The organism is uncultured Rossellomorea sp. (assembly GCF_947488365.1).
Classification (GTDB): domain Bacteria; phylum Bacillota; class Bacilli; order Bacillales; family Bacillaceae_B; genus Rossellomorea.
Map to the genome: position 1 here is coordinate 299,741 of NZ_CANKZT010000004.1, position 15,627 is coordinate 315,367.

At 41.2% G+C, this 15,627-nt stretch carries 15 protein-coding genes and 1 riboswitch; of the genes, 11 read left to right on the forward strand and 4 right to left on the reverse strand.

Annotated features, from left to right (window positions below):
- The first annotated feature begins 157 nt into the window (after nucleotides 1-157).
- From Q1B03_RS15895 to Q1B03_RS15920, 6 genes are all read left to right on the forward strand, one after another.
- Nucleotides 158-1,396: a helix-turn-helix domain-containing protein gene (locus Q1B03_RS15895; RefSeq protein ID WP_299743408.1), complete on the forward strand. Its 1,239-nt coding sequence runs from the start codon at nucleotides 158-160 to the stop codon at nucleotides 1,394-1,396.
- A gap of 501 nt (nucleotides 1,397-1,897) precedes the next feature.
- Nucleotides 1,898-2,437 (forward strand): signal peptidase I, encoded by a 540-nt coding sequence (locus Q1B03_RS15900; RefSeq protein ID WP_299743410.1) that lies wholly within the window; start codon nucleotides 1,898-1,900, stop codon nucleotides 2,435-2,437.
- Between the two features lie 19 nt (nucleotides 2,438-2,456).
- A complete protein-coding gene (locus Q1B03_RS15905; RefSeq protein ID WP_299743412.1) occupies nucleotides 2,457-3,167 on the forward strand; it encodes a hypothetical protein in 711 nt (236 codons plus the stop codon).
- 117 nt (nucleotides 3,168-3,284) lie between these two features.
- Nucleotides 3,285-3,785, forward strand: coding sequence for a protease inhibitor I9 family protein (locus Q1B03_RS15910; RefSeq protein ID WP_299743414.1), 501 nt, complete (start codon nucleotides 3,285-3,287; stop codon nucleotides 3,783-3,785).
- Nucleotides 3,786-4,203: 418 nt separating this feature from the next.
- Nucleotides 4,204-5,433 carry a helix-turn-helix transcriptional regulator gene (locus Q1B03_RS15915; protein ID WP_299743416.1) on the forward strand — a complete coding sequence of 410 codons (1,230 nt, stop codon included), beginning with the start codon at nucleotides 4,204-4,206 and terminating at the stop codon, nucleotides 5,431-5,433.
- Nucleotides 5,434-5,473: 40 nt separating this feature from the next.
- Nucleotides 5,474-5,734 carry a hypothetical protein gene (locus Q1B03_RS15920; protein ID WP_299743419.1) on the forward strand — a complete coding sequence of 87 codons (261 nt, stop codon included), beginning with the start codon at nucleotides 5,474-5,476 and terminating at the stop codon, nucleotides 5,732-5,734.
- Between the two features lie 42 nt (nucleotides 5,735-5,776).
- Here the strand turns inward: Q1B03_RS15920 and Q1B03_RS15925 are convergent, their stop codons facing one another.
- Nucleotides 5,777-7,162, reverse strand: a complete 1,386-nt coding sequence (locus Q1B03_RS15925) for a DUF2254 domain-containing protein (RefSeq protein ID WP_299743422.1) — start codon at nucleotides 7,160-7,162, stop codon at nucleotides 5,777-5,779.
- Nucleotides 7,163-7,422: 260 nt separating this feature from the next.
- A riboswitch (SAM riboswitch) is annotated at nucleotides 7,423-7,532 on the forward strand.
- A gap of 160 nt (nucleotides 7,533-7,692) precedes the next feature.
- On the opposite strand from Q1B03_RS15925, the gene Q1B03_RS15930 reads away from it, so the two are divergent.
- The gene (locus Q1B03_RS15930) at nucleotides 7,693-8,940 is read left to right on the forward strand and encodes a homoserine dehydrogenase (protein WP_299743424.1); all 1,248 of its coding nucleotides are present in this window, start codon (nucleotides 7,693-7,695) and stop codon (nucleotides 8,938-8,940) included.
- Nucleotides 8,941-9,113: 173 nt separating this feature from the next.
- Nucleotides 9,114-10,310 (forward strand): aspartate kinase, encoded by a 1,197-nt coding sequence (locus tag Q1B03_RS15935; protein WP_299743427.1) that lies wholly within the window; start codon nucleotides 9,114-9,116, stop codon nucleotides 10,308-10,310.
- Nucleotides 10,311-10,387: 77 nt separating this feature from the next.
- On the opposite strand, the gene Q1B03_RS15940 is transcribed toward Q1B03_RS15935, so the two are convergent.
- Nucleotides 10,388-10,882 (reverse strand): L,D-transpeptidase family protein, encoded by a 495-nt coding sequence (locus Q1B03_RS15940; RefSeq protein ID WP_299743429.1) that lies wholly within the window; start codon nucleotides 10,880-10,882, stop codon nucleotides 10,388-10,390.
- A gap of 123 nt (nucleotides 10,883-11,005) precedes the next feature.
- A complete protein-coding gene (locus Q1B03_RS15945) occupies nucleotides 11,006-11,638 on the reverse strand; it encodes a spore coat protein (protein WP_299743432.1) in 633 nt (210 codons plus the stop codon).
- A gap of 146 nt (nucleotides 11,639-11,784) precedes the next feature.
- Between Q1B03_RS15945 and Q1B03_RS15950 the strand changes: the two genes are divergently transcribed.
- Nucleotides 11,785-12,414, forward strand: coding sequence for a LysE family transporter (locus Q1B03_RS15950; RefSeq protein WP_299743435.1), 630 nt, complete (start codon nucleotides 11,785-11,787; stop codon nucleotides 12,412-12,414).
- A 64-nt stretch (nucleotides 12,415-12,478) separates the two neighbouring features.
- Nucleotides 12,479-13,225: a YqcI/YcgG family protein gene (locus tag Q1B03_RS15955; protein WP_299743438.1), complete on the forward strand. Its 747-nt coding sequence runs from the start codon at nucleotides 12,479-12,481 to the stop codon at nucleotides 13,223-13,225.
- Here the strand turns inward: Q1B03_RS15955 and Q1B03_RS15960 are convergent.
- Nucleotides 13,222-14,541 carry an amino acid permease gene (locus tag Q1B03_RS15960; RefSeq protein WP_299743441.1) on the reverse strand — a complete coding sequence of 440 codons (1,320 nt, stop codon included), beginning with the start codon at nucleotides 14,539-14,541 and terminating at the stop codon, nucleotides 13,222-13,224. The two genes, Q1B03_RS15955 and Q1B03_RS15960, sit on opposite strands and share 4 nt — an antisense overlap.
- A 128-nt stretch (nucleotides 14,542-14,669) precedes the next feature.
- Between Q1B03_RS15960 and Q1B03_RS15965 the strand changes: the two genes are divergently transcribed.
- Nucleotides 14,670-15,611: an arginine deiminase family protein gene (locus Q1B03_RS15965; protein ID WP_341356925.1), complete on the forward strand. Its 942-nt coding sequence runs from the start codon at nucleotides 14,670-14,672 to the stop codon at nucleotides 15,609-15,611.
- The last annotated feature ends 16 nt before the right edge of the window (nucleotides 15,612-15,627 follow it).

Consider the following 15,627-nt stretch of genomic DNA (forward strand, 5'->3'; position numbering starts at 1 on the left):
TTCGTGAATGAAAATTCATCGAGATTACACTTTACTCCTACTTTGAAAAGTCCGAATAGACAAAAAATAACACTATTTTAATGAAGATTGAAAAGGTATGATGATTAAAAAGAGTTAATCAAAAAACAATTAGTATAATCTTTCGGGAGTGAATTCGATGAGTTTAGGATTACTTATAAAATTTTACAGAGAGAAAAAAGAACTGACCCAGGAAGAACTGGGAAAAGGGATTTGTTCCGTTACTCATATCAGTAAAATTGAGCGTGGTAACACCCAATATTCTCCTGAAATCACGCATATGCTAAGCGAGAAACTCGGAATCGATCTGGAAAAGGAAATGCAGTCCCTTCAGAAATATGAGCGATTGCTTGAGCAATGGCACGATAGCATGGTTTTACAACAAATAAGTGAGATTGAACGTTTAAAAGACGAGGTAGAAAAGAATTCATTATTTCTCATCCAATCTGTTAAGAATAAGTATTTTTTATTACAATCCAGATACAACCTTTTGCAAGGGAACATCGCCCAAGCAGAAACGCTGCTGGATAAAATGAATAAACACCGTAAAGAATTAAACACGTATGAACTTCACCTGCTTCATCACCTTCTCGGAATCACAGCAGGAATAAAAGGAGACTTCAAGAAGTCACTCGAATATCTTCTTCAAATCAATGAAAAAGAATATTTAAATCACGAATTCTTCTATCAAATCGCCATCGCCTATCATAACCTCCAATTTAAAGTAAAGGCCTATTACTATAGTGAAGTCGCACTTGATTACTTCAGGAAAACGAATAATTTTAAAAAGGTCATTGATGCTGAAACAATTAAGTTGATAAACGAAGGAAGAAACGAACTTTGGGATTTCGAGGAACTCGTAGAACGGTATAATCGTTTAATCGCACAGTGTGATATTCTTAATGAAACGTCAAAAAAAGCGGCTTTATTAAGCAACTTAGCATACGAACACTCGTATGTTGAGGACAATGAAAAGGCAAAAATGTACTACAAGAAGACGTTATCTTTATTGGAGAAGAACCAAAAGTCACCTATCTATCTTAATAATCTGATTGGATACGTTTACTGCAGTTTACATATCGAAGGAAAGCAAGAAGAACAGGATCTCAAACAACTGATAGAGACAGGTACTCAATTCGCGAAGGACATTAACGATCAAAGCAGTTTTCTATTCTTTAAAATGCTCCGCTTGTTACATGAGGATAAAAAAGAGTTGTATTATCAGTTTATTGAAGAAAAAATCATTCCCATGCTTGAGGGGAGTGGAAAACATCAACAGCTGCATACGTATGAAAAAACGATGTATCAACATTATTTAGATATGGGAAATCAAGAGAAAGCCCTTCTTTATGCAGGTAGATTGATTGAAAATTGTTAAGGTCGTGTGAGTAAAACACTGAAATGAAAAGCGGGTTGATCTAAACCAAGAGTACGGGAAAAAGTACCTTGGTTTTTTGATTTGAAGAAGTAGAAAACACTATCCATCAATCAGAAACAGGTGTGTATTTTTATATAAAAAGGTCAAATAATGATAAGTTGACCCCGAATTTTTTTACTATCCAACATTACGTATCAAAACTGTACCTCTAATTGACAATAGTTGGGGGATTAAGGTAGTGAAAAAAGACTGGTTATTTTATCACACTATCTGATTTTTCGTAAGAATTAAGCAACTTCTTCATTTTCAAAGATAGAATAAATCAGGCAGTAATACCTATGAAAACGAAAGCTTAATCATGTGTAAACCCCAATACACCAAGGCTTACAGCTATGTCATAATAAAGACAGAAATCAGAATCTTACTTAAATTCTGATTAGGGGAACTTCTTTTGCTAGACCAATTATTTTTATACAGCACAACCAGAATAGAGGGTGAGAAATGGAGCAGGTAGTGAAAATTGTCAAAAAAGCCATTCCAATCGTAATCTTTTTACTCATCATGATGATCATCGTTTCCATCTTCATAAGCCTGAACAGCAATAAACCGCTATCCTTTTTTGGATACAAGCCGTTAACCGTATTGTCGAATAGTATGTCTCCTACCTTTGAGGCTGGAGATGTAATCATTACCCGGGAGATGGATCCGGATGATCTTAAAGAAGGAGATATCATCTCCTATTACAACCAGGAGAAAAACCTGATCACTCACAGAATCACCTCCATTGTTGGAGAAGACGGAGTAAAGCACTTCTATACTCAAGGTGATAACAACAATACGGTGGATGAAGATGTTACAACGGCAAATGAAATCGTAGGGAAGGAACTCTTTCATATTCCAAATCTCGGTTTCCTTTCTCAATATACGAAGGGACCGATGGGTTTCTTACTTTTCATCATTGTTCCATTAACGGGGTATGTGTGTTTGACGGTTTATGAAAAAATCAAACCGAAGAAGCAAGAGGAGTATACCAAATCATAATAAATAATGGGGGATTGACATGTTTAAGTTGAAGAATGCATTTTTGGGAAGCGCATTAGTAGGAGCAATCGTAGTATCTGGAAGCTTTGGTACATATTCTTGGTTCACATCCGAGACAAATGCCACAGGAGAGATCACAAACGGTACATTGGAGATCAACAACTCACAAGACATGGAAACCAAGATCATCGAAGCTACTGGGTTTGCCCCTTCACAATTAAAGTACGGTGAATGGTTAAAGATTGAAAACACAGGTGATATGGATGCTTATCTTAAAGCTACCTATAACCAGTCTCTCAGTGCAGATGTACCTTTAGATGCCTATAAAGTAGGATATATCGCTTATAAGTTCTCTGAAGGACAAGAAATGACAGACGACATCCTGGAAGAATCAAGAATCTACTTAGATGAGTTATTCAATGGGACAACCAATGAAGTTAGATCTATGTCCAAAGCGATCGCTCCTGGAGTTGAAATGGTTGTCGGATTTGTAGAGGAAGAGGCACAACCTGCTGCAAAAGGCATGAGCGGGAAAGCCAAGATGGTACTTGGGGACGGTTCTAAAGAGGGCGAGAAGCATGAATTTTGGCAATTAAATGATGACCAATACATTGACCTTTCTTTCGCAATCAAACTGGACGAAAAAGCAGGTAATGAGTATCAAGGAATTACCTATACATCGAATTTGAATGTAACAGCCAAGCAAATGGATGATGGTGCAAAAAACTAACGAATCTCTAAAATAGAATAACTTCGTGAATAACGTTTGAAAAGGCAATCGAAAGGAGACAATCCTGATAGATTGTCTTTTTTTTTAAAACTCTTAAATAAAGGAGATCGAATGTTAATGAAGAAGTGCTACTGGAGAGTCCTTTTCCTGGTCTTTATGATGGTCATAGGAGGATGTCAGGCAGATCCAGGGGAAAGTACCTATCAGAATGAGGATGAGGCGGTGGAAGAAACGATGAATTCGGCGGTCAAGGTTGATCCATCCATTAATCTTTCAAGTGAGAAGGTTGTTTCCGTTATTATTGAGTTTAAGACAAAACCTGCAAAAATAGCCGTTCTGGAAGCAGAAGCTCAAGGCGTGGATATGACCTTGGACAAAGCCAAGGAACACGTTGAACAGAGTCATCAGGCTTTCGAGCAAGAACTTCATGCCTTCCTGGATGATAATGAAGTGGAATATCGTATCAAACACAGGTATAAAACAGCCTTTAATGGGGTGTCGATAGAATTACCGGCAAATGAAATTAAGAGATTAATGGGTTCTTCCGTTATTTCCAGGATTTATCCAGACCAGGAAATCCAGTTGGATCCTCCTATCCAACCTTCAGATCAAATGTAAAAAAGATAGCCGGCACACCATGAATCAGTCAGGTGCGCCGGCTATCTTTTTTTTCTAATTTTAAAAGCCACAATCATTTTCGGAAAATAGCATAAAAAATGTGCAAGCAATCGGGAAAATAGAATAGACTAAAAGACCTAAACTATTTTTATCCAAAAAGCCAGATAATTGAAAGTTTTTCAAATATATAAGATTTATTGCCGATATTTCTTTGTAATTTCCTTTTAATAGTCAATAAAGTAGGGGTGTAAGTAAAAAGAAGCGGGTAAATAGTTTTATTTGAGACTTTAGGAAACCTGCTGAAAACCCCAATTTTTTCATGATCACTTATTAGTATAATAGGAGTATAACCTATATTGAAATAAAAAATTTGGATGTACTGAATTAACGTATACTACGTCACCCTGGAGGTTAAATCATGCACATTGGGACATTTATTAAATATTATCGAATCTTTAAGGGGATGACCCAGAAACAGGTAGGGGATGGAATTTGTACACCTGGCCATATCAGTAAAATTGAAAGCGGACACTTGCAGATTACGAAAGATAAAATCGAATTGTTCAATCAAAGGCTAAATATGAACGTGGAGAAAGAGTTAAAGGCGTATAAAAAATTACGATTAGATTTGGAATTGTGGCATGATGTCATGATTAAGCAAGTAAATGGAAAGATTGAATTATTGAAGGAGACCATTGAACAAAATCCATTAATCAAAATTGAAACCCTTAATGGCACCTTTAAGCTACTGAAAGCAAGGTACTTTATTATGAAAGGGGAGGTTAAAGAAGCTGCATTCTATTTAAGTCAGTTTTCTAATAAACGTCTGTCCTTCCATATGTTCGATTATGATTTTCAGTTATATTATCATATAAAAGGCATGTATGAGCTTGCAAAAGGAAATCCGCAAACAGCCATAACGTATTTGGAGAAAATAGATCGGGATATTTATTCCAATCCTGAAGCCTATTATCACATGTCAGTTGGCTATCAAGATCTTGGGCAACTTGACAAATCCCTACGATATAGTCAGCTGGCTCTGAACTATTTCAAGGAAACGTTTAATTTTACAAGGTGCGTAGATGCTGCTACGATTCAGTTGGTAGCGGAAGGCAGAAGCGAAGGAGCGAGTCTGGCGTCGTTAGTAGAGAAATATGACGAGTTGATCCAACATTGTGATAATCTCCATGATCATAAAAGAAAAGCCGTTCTTCATCTGAATTTAGGGAATCTTTATCGAGACGTAATGGAGGATAGAAAGGCGAGAGATGCATTTCAAATGGCATATGGATTATTAAAGCATGAGTCTGATAGAGATATATATTTAAACAGCCTCTTTGGTTATATTGATAGTTCCATGAATGTAGACGATTCAGCAAATAATGAAAAATATGCAAGTTTAATAGAAGAAGGACAGGCATCTGTGACAGATATGAAAAATCCCCAAATGGAAACTTTTTTTACGATGCTTGAGATCAGGGTCCAAGAGGGAGAAGAAGCATATTATCAATATATAGAGAATGTCATCATCCCTCTATTGAAGAAAGAAGGGCAATACGCTAAGTGCAACTATTACATTCAAAAGCTCTACAATCATAATCGAATGGATGGTAGAGAGGCAAAAAGAAAAGAATGCGTTTTAAGCTGACGGTAATATGATTAGAAATGACACAGAAAGGAGAGATTTGATGGAAAACCCGGATCGATTAATTTCATCATTTGATGAGGTGACATTAAGTGATTATAAAATGCCCATCATCTGTATTTATTCCAGTCCCAAAGATTATCAAGGCATGTTTGTAGCAAGGCTATTCGATGTCAATCAGCCCACTCATTATATTTTGATGAGACCTACATTAGAAGCAATCAGAAGTGAAATTCCAGAACGTTTCTCGCTAGTACCGAAAGCACAAGGGGAAGATTCCAGTATCGTCGAAACATGGATTTAATTCCTGGTAAAAAAGCTTCATCTCTTTTAGAGATGAAGCTTTTTACGTGTTTTTATTAGCAGAAGGATAGAATTTACTTTCGATTTTCTTATATTCTCTAAGGTTTTCAGTTAGACGTGCCAGCTTATGAACTTCCTGCAGAAGAAAGGTTTTATCTAATTCGTAAATGACCTCCCTTTCAATATGATCAATGGTATTACAGGCGAATTCCCATATGGCTTTGTGCTTAGAGGGGTCAATGGACTCTGCAATAAGAGCGAGTGCCCGAACGATGTCAGTAATGATGAGATGATTTTCTTTTGCATAATGCCTGATATAGCCAAATCCCCGATATAGATAGTATTCAAATGCTTCTGTCTGGAGAATGACTCGTATTTTTCCTTCTTGATCGATTAAATACGGGGTGAAGGATAGGTGATCTTCAACTGTTATCATCAGATCGGCCATTTGATCAATCGTATTGGAGGCTGTTTTAGGATCATCATTTCCAAGGGATTTGATTGCTACTTCTGCTAGCTTATGAATTCCCATTTGCAGGTCTTGAATTTCCGTCTCCTTATGGCCCATTTCGATAAAGTCGAGATAGTGATTAGTAGAAATATCCTTGGTTTCAGGTCCCCAAATGCTCACCAATTCATTCCCCGCCAAAACATAATCCCCGACTTTATAGTGGAGCTGTATGACAAGTTGATCATTTTTTGCCGCTTCAATCATTCCATGAAAATCAATCAACTGTATATATCCCGACTCTCTTGACTTCACATGAATGATATTCTCCTTATGGTGCTCCATTATATCGCCGGTGTTTCTAGTTCTGTGGGCTTCTAAGTCATGTTTCAGCGTTTGATTGATCATCACCTCAGAAACCTGCTTCATATTGTACGTGATATTGTGTACCTGCATCCAAGTAGACGCATGATTAATGAAAAAGATAAAAGTGACAGCAGTAAGGAATGCAAGTCCGATCGTCATGGTCGGGGCAGCAACAAACAATTCTTTCTTTGAATCTCCGATAAAAAGAAAGAGAAGCAGTACATATACAAAGCTGCCATTGAAAATTCCGAGGGCATGTTGCGTTTGTTTGTCCGAAATGAAATCAAGGAGCATCCTTGGCGAAAATTGACCACTGAACATCGTGAGTACAACAAGCAGTGAATTCAAGGTGAAAGCACTGAGCGTCAGGATGGCCCCGATGAGTGTGCTGACAAGCATGCGTGTAACAGATGCATCCATACTTAAAAAATCGAGTGTATACTGAGAAATGTCTGCATACAGATCTAAGTAGAGGGTGAGTGCTACAAGGAGTATGGAAAAACAAATATAAAAGAATGGCATATACCAAATGTTCAGTCGGATCTCACGCATTCGTTGCCGTTTTGACATGAGCAGATATTTTCTGATGGATAAGGGAAGCACTTTTTTCAGCATAATAGATTCGGTTCCTTTCAAATAAAGGGATATGGATTAGTTTTCCCTGCCAGATCATGTTAAAACGTCTCTCTGCAAATTAGATTTATAGGCTCGTAGATGGAGTCGAATCTCAAGTAAACCAATAGGAATTACCCTACCCATTGACATTAGAAAGAATTTTTTAAAAATACCAAAAATGGTATTGACGAAGGAATGAATCCCCTATATAATCCAATTCATACTCAAATAGCAAGTAATACCAAAACGAAACGATATATCTCTTATCAAGAGCGGCGGAGGGATAGGCCCGATGAAGCCCGGCAACCTACAGGATCAGACTGTAAAGGTGCCAATTCCTACAGATCTATACGGATCTGGAAGATAAGGGGAGGAGCATGATTATTTAGCCCTCTTCTTAAAAAGAAGAGGGCTTTTCTGTATACCCTCTTTCTTTCCCACATTGCTCTCTTCGACTCTCAGGGTGGATCTTCAAAGGAATGAATCAAGCAAGTGAAAAATTGAAAAAAAGATACTTAGGAGGCTGAAGCATGTCAACGATAAATGTGGCACTTCTGGGGTTTGGAACAGTCGGGCAAGGAGTCTGTGAAGCCATTGATACCCATCAGGAAAGAATAAGGGAAGTCCTCGGTAAAGAGGTAAAGGTAAGGGCCATCCTTATTAAGGATCCTGTTAAACAACGAAACATTGATTCGTCCATTAAGGTCACAACGGATTTTCAAGAAATTCTGGATATCCCGGATCTTCATGTGATCTTTGAAGCAATCGTAGGTGAAGAACCGGGTCATACGTATTTAACCAAAGCCATCGAGAAGGGAATTCATATTGTCACAGCAAATAAAGCCATGTTTGCTAAATATGGTCCGGATCTATTGGAAAAGGCGAGAAATAATGGGGTAACCATAGGTTTCGAAGCGACGACAGCGGGGGGGATTCCCGTGATCGGCAGTATCAGGCAGCTTCTTAAGGTGAATGAGATTGAACGGGTTCAAGGAATTCTGAATGGGACGTCCAATTTCATCTTATCGCAAATGAGAAAACGTGGAATCTCCTTTGAGACAGCGTTAAAGCAATCCCAGGAGAAGGGGTATGCTGAAGCTGATCCGACCAGTGATATTGAAGGCTATGATGCTTTCTATAAACTTCTCATTTTAAGTCAAACGGCATTTGGCAAGCAGCCGGACTGGAAGGATATCAGACGAAAAGGAATATCACACCTGACTGCAGAATGGCTTCAAGCAGCGGAATCATTTCGATTGCGATTTAAGCATGTAGGTTCCCTTGAACGGGATTCTTCAAATCATATCACGGGTGAAGTCGAACCAATCCTTGTCCATGACACCCATCCGTTTTACGGTGTGGAGGATGTGGAAAATGCCATCTCGCTAAAGGGCAGCCTTGTAGGCAGGATCACCCTGCTGGGTCCCGGGGCCGGTAAATTACCTACCGGAAGCGCCATGGTAGAGGATTTTCTTTCATTGATAGAACGGAAGTATACGGACTCTGCCCAAAGCACAGTGAGCACCGGGGAAGTTCATCAAGAGAGCAGCCACCAATGGGTTCTGAGGATCCGTGAAAATGAAGATTATCAAAGCTGGATCCCATCGTTTACATTAAAGGATCGCATTCAGCTGGACGATTACTTGTATGTTTTTGTTGAAGGTAGCAAAGACACACTTCAAACTCTTCTAAGGACACATGACGATATTCAAGCCGTTTCTATTCTAAAAGAAATTCCGTTGGAAAATGAGGTGAAAACTGGCGTCGCCGTTTCATAAAAAAAGTATTAACCAAGTATCATATCGATCTTTGTTTAAAGGAAATGTTTATCACGATGTTGATTGGAGCGGCAGATGCTTGACTCCCGAGGGAAGCGAGCACCAGGAGCGGAAAGCAGCCATTAGTGAAAAATAGCTTCAAAAAAAGGTCTGATAGAAAGTAGGGGGATCACTTGAGTATTATTGTTCAAAAGTTTGGTGGAACCTCTGTTGGTTCTACAGATCGAATCAAACGGATGGTCTTCAATGTCTTGAAAGAAAAAGAAAAGGGGCATGACGTTGTCGTAGTGGTTTCAGCTATGAATAAAACGACTGATACCCTCGTGAAATTGGCAGGGGAACTTTCCACAGAGCCAAGCAAGAGAGAAATGGATATGCTCTTAAGCACTGGGGAGCAGGTGACGATTGCCCTTTTGACGATTGCCCTCGAACATCAAGGAGTAGAAGCAGTGTCGCTGACAGGCAGGCAGGCGGGGATCCGAACCGACGGAGTATTCGGAAATGCGAAGATTACCTCAATCGATACGCATCGGATCAAATCGGAGTTATCAGACGGACGAATCGTCGTAGTAGCCGGCTTTCAAGGGATTACGAAAGGAGGAGAGGTGACCACATTAGGGAGGGGCGGTTCGGATACGACGGCAGCTGCTCTTGCATCGGCGTTAAAAGCCGTCAGATGTGATATCTATACAGATGTGGATGGTGTGTATACATCGGATCCCCGGGTCGTTCCCCGGGCATCGAAAATTGATACCCTCTCCTATGAGGAGATGCTGCGCTTAGCCACCATGGGAGCGGGTGTCCTGCATCCAAGAGCCATCAAACATGCGAGGGAACATCACGTGCCGCTTGTTGTTTGTTCCAGTTTGAATGAGGGGCGTGGAACCTTGATCAGTGGGAAAACTCATAGAAATGCTTCAATAGTCGGTGTGGCCCATCAGGAAGACATCTCTGTTCTCACAATATTTGATTGCCAGGGAGGAGAGTCATTGATTCTTTATGATCTCGATTCACACCATATCGAGACAGAAATAGTAAAGTACGGGGAAAACCTTGTCCTCATCGTTAAAGAACAGGATTTTCAAGCAGTAAAGAGAATCGTCGAACAATATAATCAGGCCTACTCCCATATAGAACAAAGAGAAGATCTATCTAAAGTATCTGTGATTGGACGCATCAACTCATCCCATGAGGTGAAAGAGAAGGTTACCAACGTTTTTCATGACTACCATATTTCAAAGGTGTCTATATGGGAATCTTCAGTAGGATTAAGTGCTCTTGTGGAAAAAAGGGATGTGGAAAAGGCGGCCAGAGTCCTTCATATGCACTTTGGACTGGATTATATAGAAACAAAGAGAGCTGTCTTATAAAGGAAAGAGTGGTGATGCCATCTGACTGTCACCACTTCCCAAATGGAGAAGTGTATAGGCATCCCTATACACTTCTTCTATGGACTGATCAACACAGGTGTACCGATCGGAATGAGGCCTGCCAACTCCTCAACGTCTTTATTATACATGCGTATACACCCTCTGGACACGGCATTCCCAATGGAACTGGGGTCATTTGTTCCATGGATCCCATAACTCTCTTTTGATAAACTCATCCACATCGTTCCAAAGGGGCCACCGGGATTCGGTGCTTTATTAATGATGATGAATTCCCCAATTGGGGTTTCGAAGAGTACTCTACCCACTGCAATGGGGTACTGCTTGATTTGGATGCCGTCTTTGAATAAACGCAGCCAGCGGTTGTTAACAGAGACTTGAATACGGTAGGGATTCGCAGTAGCGTCAGGAATCCCCGGTATGGTGATCGTTTGTCCGGGATAAATATTATCTGGGTCAATACCTGGGTTAGCATTAAGGATGACGGCCAAGGGAGTCCGGTAGTCCCTTGATATCTGACTAAGTGTTTCTCCTGTCTTTACTGTGTGTACCAACTCAAACACCTCCCAATTTCACTTTCTTTCTTAGTCTATGTACATGTGAAAAAGTCGGTTCATCAGACGAGCCGGGACATAAAAAAGCCTGCATCCAAAGAAGGCGCAGGCGTAAATAGCAGCTTATTGAGGGGGGGTCTGCTGTGGAACTGTCGTATAGCTTTGCAGCATAAGCGTCATATCCTGTTCATTTAGCTGAGGAACCTGATAATAGCCATGCTTGTTTTGATAGAGGAAAATCTCATAACTCATTTCAATGAAGTTCGGTACACTGTCTGCCACAACGCGGCGTAATACGGGATTTGTCATTTCAAGAGCCGTCATGGCAAGCAGGGTGGCCAGAGATTTCGTTTGTCCAAGCATATAAGCAGACAAGCCTTTATCTGAAAGCTCATTGACGGATTGGTTTGGTTTTTTGGGTGTTCCTGGTTTTACCCCATAAGTAGTGGCGTGGGATTGGGTCATTTTGTATTGTTGGGTTGGTACAGCAGGGTCATGCCCTGTAGTAAAGCTTCCCACAATCGTATTATACATAGTCGTCACGAAAGTTGACTGCCTCTTTAGAATATCCTTAAGTTCAGGATCCTGGATGTGTTGATCATACATTTGATACTGATCCAGCATGCTGATGATCCCGGCAATAATTTCGTGGGCATCAAATAGTTCATGGCCACCATGATCTTTACTTTGGTTATTCATCATATTGGGTGGCATTTGAGTTCCCGGTTGAGGCGGCATATTAGGTTGATTTTGCATGAGTGTTTTCCTCCTATTTAAGTGACATCGTTGATTAGAATAACCACATATTTGTCAATTATGTATTTCTTCACCCCAGAATGGTTTAATACTCACCGGCCTGTCCGAATACAATAGGAAGAAGTCATTTTGAAGGTGGTCTTAGAATGAGTATATTTCTGAGTTATATCGTTTTGGGATTATCTCTGTCTGCACCCATGGGACCGATTAATGCCGCTCAATTGGACAAGGGGATTCGCTTCGGGTTCTTCCACGCCTGGCTTGTGGGAGTAGGCGGCATGGTGGCAGACGGAGTATTTATGCTCCTCATTTATTTTGGACTGGCTCAATTCGTTGATACCCCGTTGATAAAATTATTTTTATGGGCCTTTGGTTTTTTTGTCCTGACGTATACTGGGATTGAAAGCATCTTAAAGTCGGGTTCCCTCACCTCATCCTCAAGTGGTGATCCATACGAAACGAAAGGGAAAGCGTTTCGTACAGGCTTTTTTATGGCAATTTCAAATCCATTAAGTATTTTATTCTGGCTAGGAATCTATGGTTCTATTCTGGCTCAGACTTCAAGCTCTTATGAAGCGGGGCAACTATTTCTGTATAGCATGGGGATATTTCTCGGGATCACACTTTGGGACCTGACGATGGCAAGTGTTGCGACGGGTGCGAGAAAGCTGGTCAGTCCCCGGATCCTGCGATTGATCTCCATCATTTCCGGATTCATCTTGATGGGATTCGGTATTTATTTTGGTGTGAACGCCTGCCGTTTATTGTTCGGCTAGACAGACACCCATAAGGCTCCCTCCTAATAGGATAAATGTGTAATCTTTAGGAGGGATCGGCTATATGTTACGTTCGAAAAGTTGGATCGATCAACACATGGATGAACTTACAAACTGGCAGCAATCAGCCTATAATCATTTCTCGGCTGTGATGTCCGACGAACATCATCCCTATCCATGTGTGCCTGGAAAACAAGGCTTTCAGTCAGATACATTACGTTTCGGCTTTGCAGATGATCCGAGGAATGAAGCGGCATCTGAAGAGCTGGCGGGCTTGCTCAAACAATATGGAAAAATCTCAAGGGATACAGGGACTTACGCATCTCTTGTCGTGTTTTTTAATTCAGAAGGAATAGGGGAAGACAGCCATTCCATTGATTCGTATCAACATATATTCTGGACTCTATTAAATAGGATACATGAATTAGATGAAACACCTTGGCCGGACGGTATAGCAAAGGATCCCCATCATCATACATGGGAGTTTTGTTTTGAGGGTGAACCGTATTTTGCCTTCTGTGCAACACCGGCTCACATCGTAAGGAAAAGCCGTCACTTTCCCTACTTTCTTGTAGCCTTCCAGCCCCGATGGGTGTTTGATGAAATTAACTCTTCCACTGCATTCGGACAGAAATTAAAGAAAGTCATTCGGAAGCGTCTTATTGAATATGATGAGGCAGAGCCGCATCCAAGCCTGAAATGGTATGGGCAGGAAGATAACTACGAATGGAAACAATATTATCTTAGTGACGACGATTCTTCACTTTCGAAATGTCCATTTTTAAATAGCCAAAAGAAAATCAAGAGTTAAAGCGTTCCGGCTTTAGCTCTTTTTCCTTTTATGAATGTCGCTATCGCAATCACCATGATGAATCCGATGCTTACAAAGAACCCTATGCGACTCACATGATCAAGTAGTGTACCGCTGATGGCCAATAAAATGAGAGTGAGAGCAAAGAGTGTTTGGATGCGGTCCCAACCGGTTTTGCTCATCAGCTTGTGAAAGGAAGCGAGAATGAATATCCATGTGTAAAGGAGCATGAGCCCCGCCGCTGTAGTGACATACTCGAATAGTTTATCCGGCAGGAGCATGGCAATCACAATCGAAAGAGCGACAACCAGGGTGGTGAGTCCGAAAGCAGGCAGGGGAACCTTCATTTTCCCTTTTTTGGCGAAAACCTTCGGAGCATCTCCTTCTTCTGCCAATGCCACGAGCATCGTCGTGACCGCGTACAAAGAAGCGACCATGGTGGAGAACCCGGCAATAATCAGAATGGCATTGAATACATGCGGGATCCAGGGAAGGTCATATTGTTTAAGGGCCGTAAGAAATGGACTTTCATTCGAATCGATCCTGCCTAGAGGAACGAGCTTTAATACGAGATAAAAGGATAAAAGATAAAGGATCGTTAAAATGAGAAGCATGATATTCCCGGACTTTGGTGCCTCCTTGGGATCCTTGAGCTCCTGAGCCATTAAACCCATCACTTCAATTCCCCCAAATCCATAAAAGGCAAAAAGAAGGGCGAGCCAAAGCCCTTTCCCATCTTGTGGAAGAACTTCTTTTAATGGAGATTGAAGCTGCTGAGCCGCCCCACCGATACCTAGCCACCCGAACATGGAAGCACAAGCGATAATGACAAACATCACGATGGCCGCTACTTTCATGATTCCAAACAGATTCTCCATTTGCTCTACTTTCTGCACACCCATCAGGATAATCAATAATCCAAGACCTGCAAATACTGCGGTGAAGATCCACAGAGGAATAGTAGGAAACCAGAATTGGGCAAAGAGAGCAAGAGCGGTTAGTTGACTCCCCATGATGAGCATTTCTGCCGACCAATAGACCCAGCCGTTGCTGAACCCTGCCCATGATCCGTAAGCCTGCTTTGCATAAGTACGGAAGGACCCCTTTTCAGGATGATGGGCCGTTAACTTTGCAAGGGCCTGAAACACCATCCATGTTCCAATTCCGGCCACTAAATAGGCAATCAGAACGGAGGGGCCCGCCTTTTGAATGGGGATGGCTGACCCCAGGAAGTACCCTGTTCCGATGATACAGCCCACTCCAATCAAGGAAAGCTGCCACCATGATAGATTCGTTTGATTTGTACACTTACTCATACGTTTTCACCTGACCTTTAACCTTCATAGTTTGACATTGGGACTCATGAATTATGTGAAGCGAACAGAATGATTTCCATGGGAAAGGAAAAAGTAAGGATGACTGAAACTAAGGAGGCTGGATCATCTTGAAGATTAATCCGAATTGCTGGAGTGAACATGGAGAATTAAAGACGGTGTTGGTGTGTTCGCCTTCTACATCGGATGTACCCGATCAAAGAACCGCGGATTATGTGGGATGGGAGAAGCCCGTTAACCAGGAAAAAGCTCAAGAAAACCACGTGGGAATGATCAGGGCGATGGAAGACGCGGGGGTAACGGTCATTAATTACTCTGAATACCTGACGGGTGAGAATGCTGCACTCAATCACCAGCTGATCAACCGGGTATTTGTACGCGATTTGGCCTGTGTGTACGGAAATACTGTGATTCCAGGAGATGCGGGGATTACAATGAGAGCCCCTGAATACATTCATAGTCATGAGCTGTTTCAATCGTGGTTGGACGAAAAGACGTTTTCAATCAGCGATAATAATGGTTTGAAGGCATTGGAAAACGGTGATGTATTCGTTTTGAATAAAGACGCTGTCTTTATCAATACGGGAATGCGTACAAGTATTGAAAGTATAGAGAAGATAAAGCAGAAAGTCTTTCAAGCAGGATTTTCTGAGATTGGAATCATCGATCTACCTCGAACGGGGGAAACCATGCATTTGGATATGAACTGCAATGTGGCCGGGTCAGACCTGATGATTGCGAAGAGTTATATGAGACTTTTCCCAGTACAAATCATCAATGAAAAGGGTGGCCGGTATGTGATGATGGAGGAATTTATTAAGCGCCAGGGCTTTGAGGTTCTATGGACGGATGACGTAAAGCATACGGTTGCTGATATTAATTTCTTAAATCTTGACCCCGAAACCCTTTTGGTAAGCACGAAAGCGAGTAAAAAAATAGTGAAAGATCACCCGAAATTGAAAGGCAAGAATTTGATTGAAGTGGATGTGAATGAGCTTGAAAAGGGCGGTGGTGGGATCAGGTGCATGACGCTGCCTTTCGAGCGGGGATAACGGATAGAAAATCACA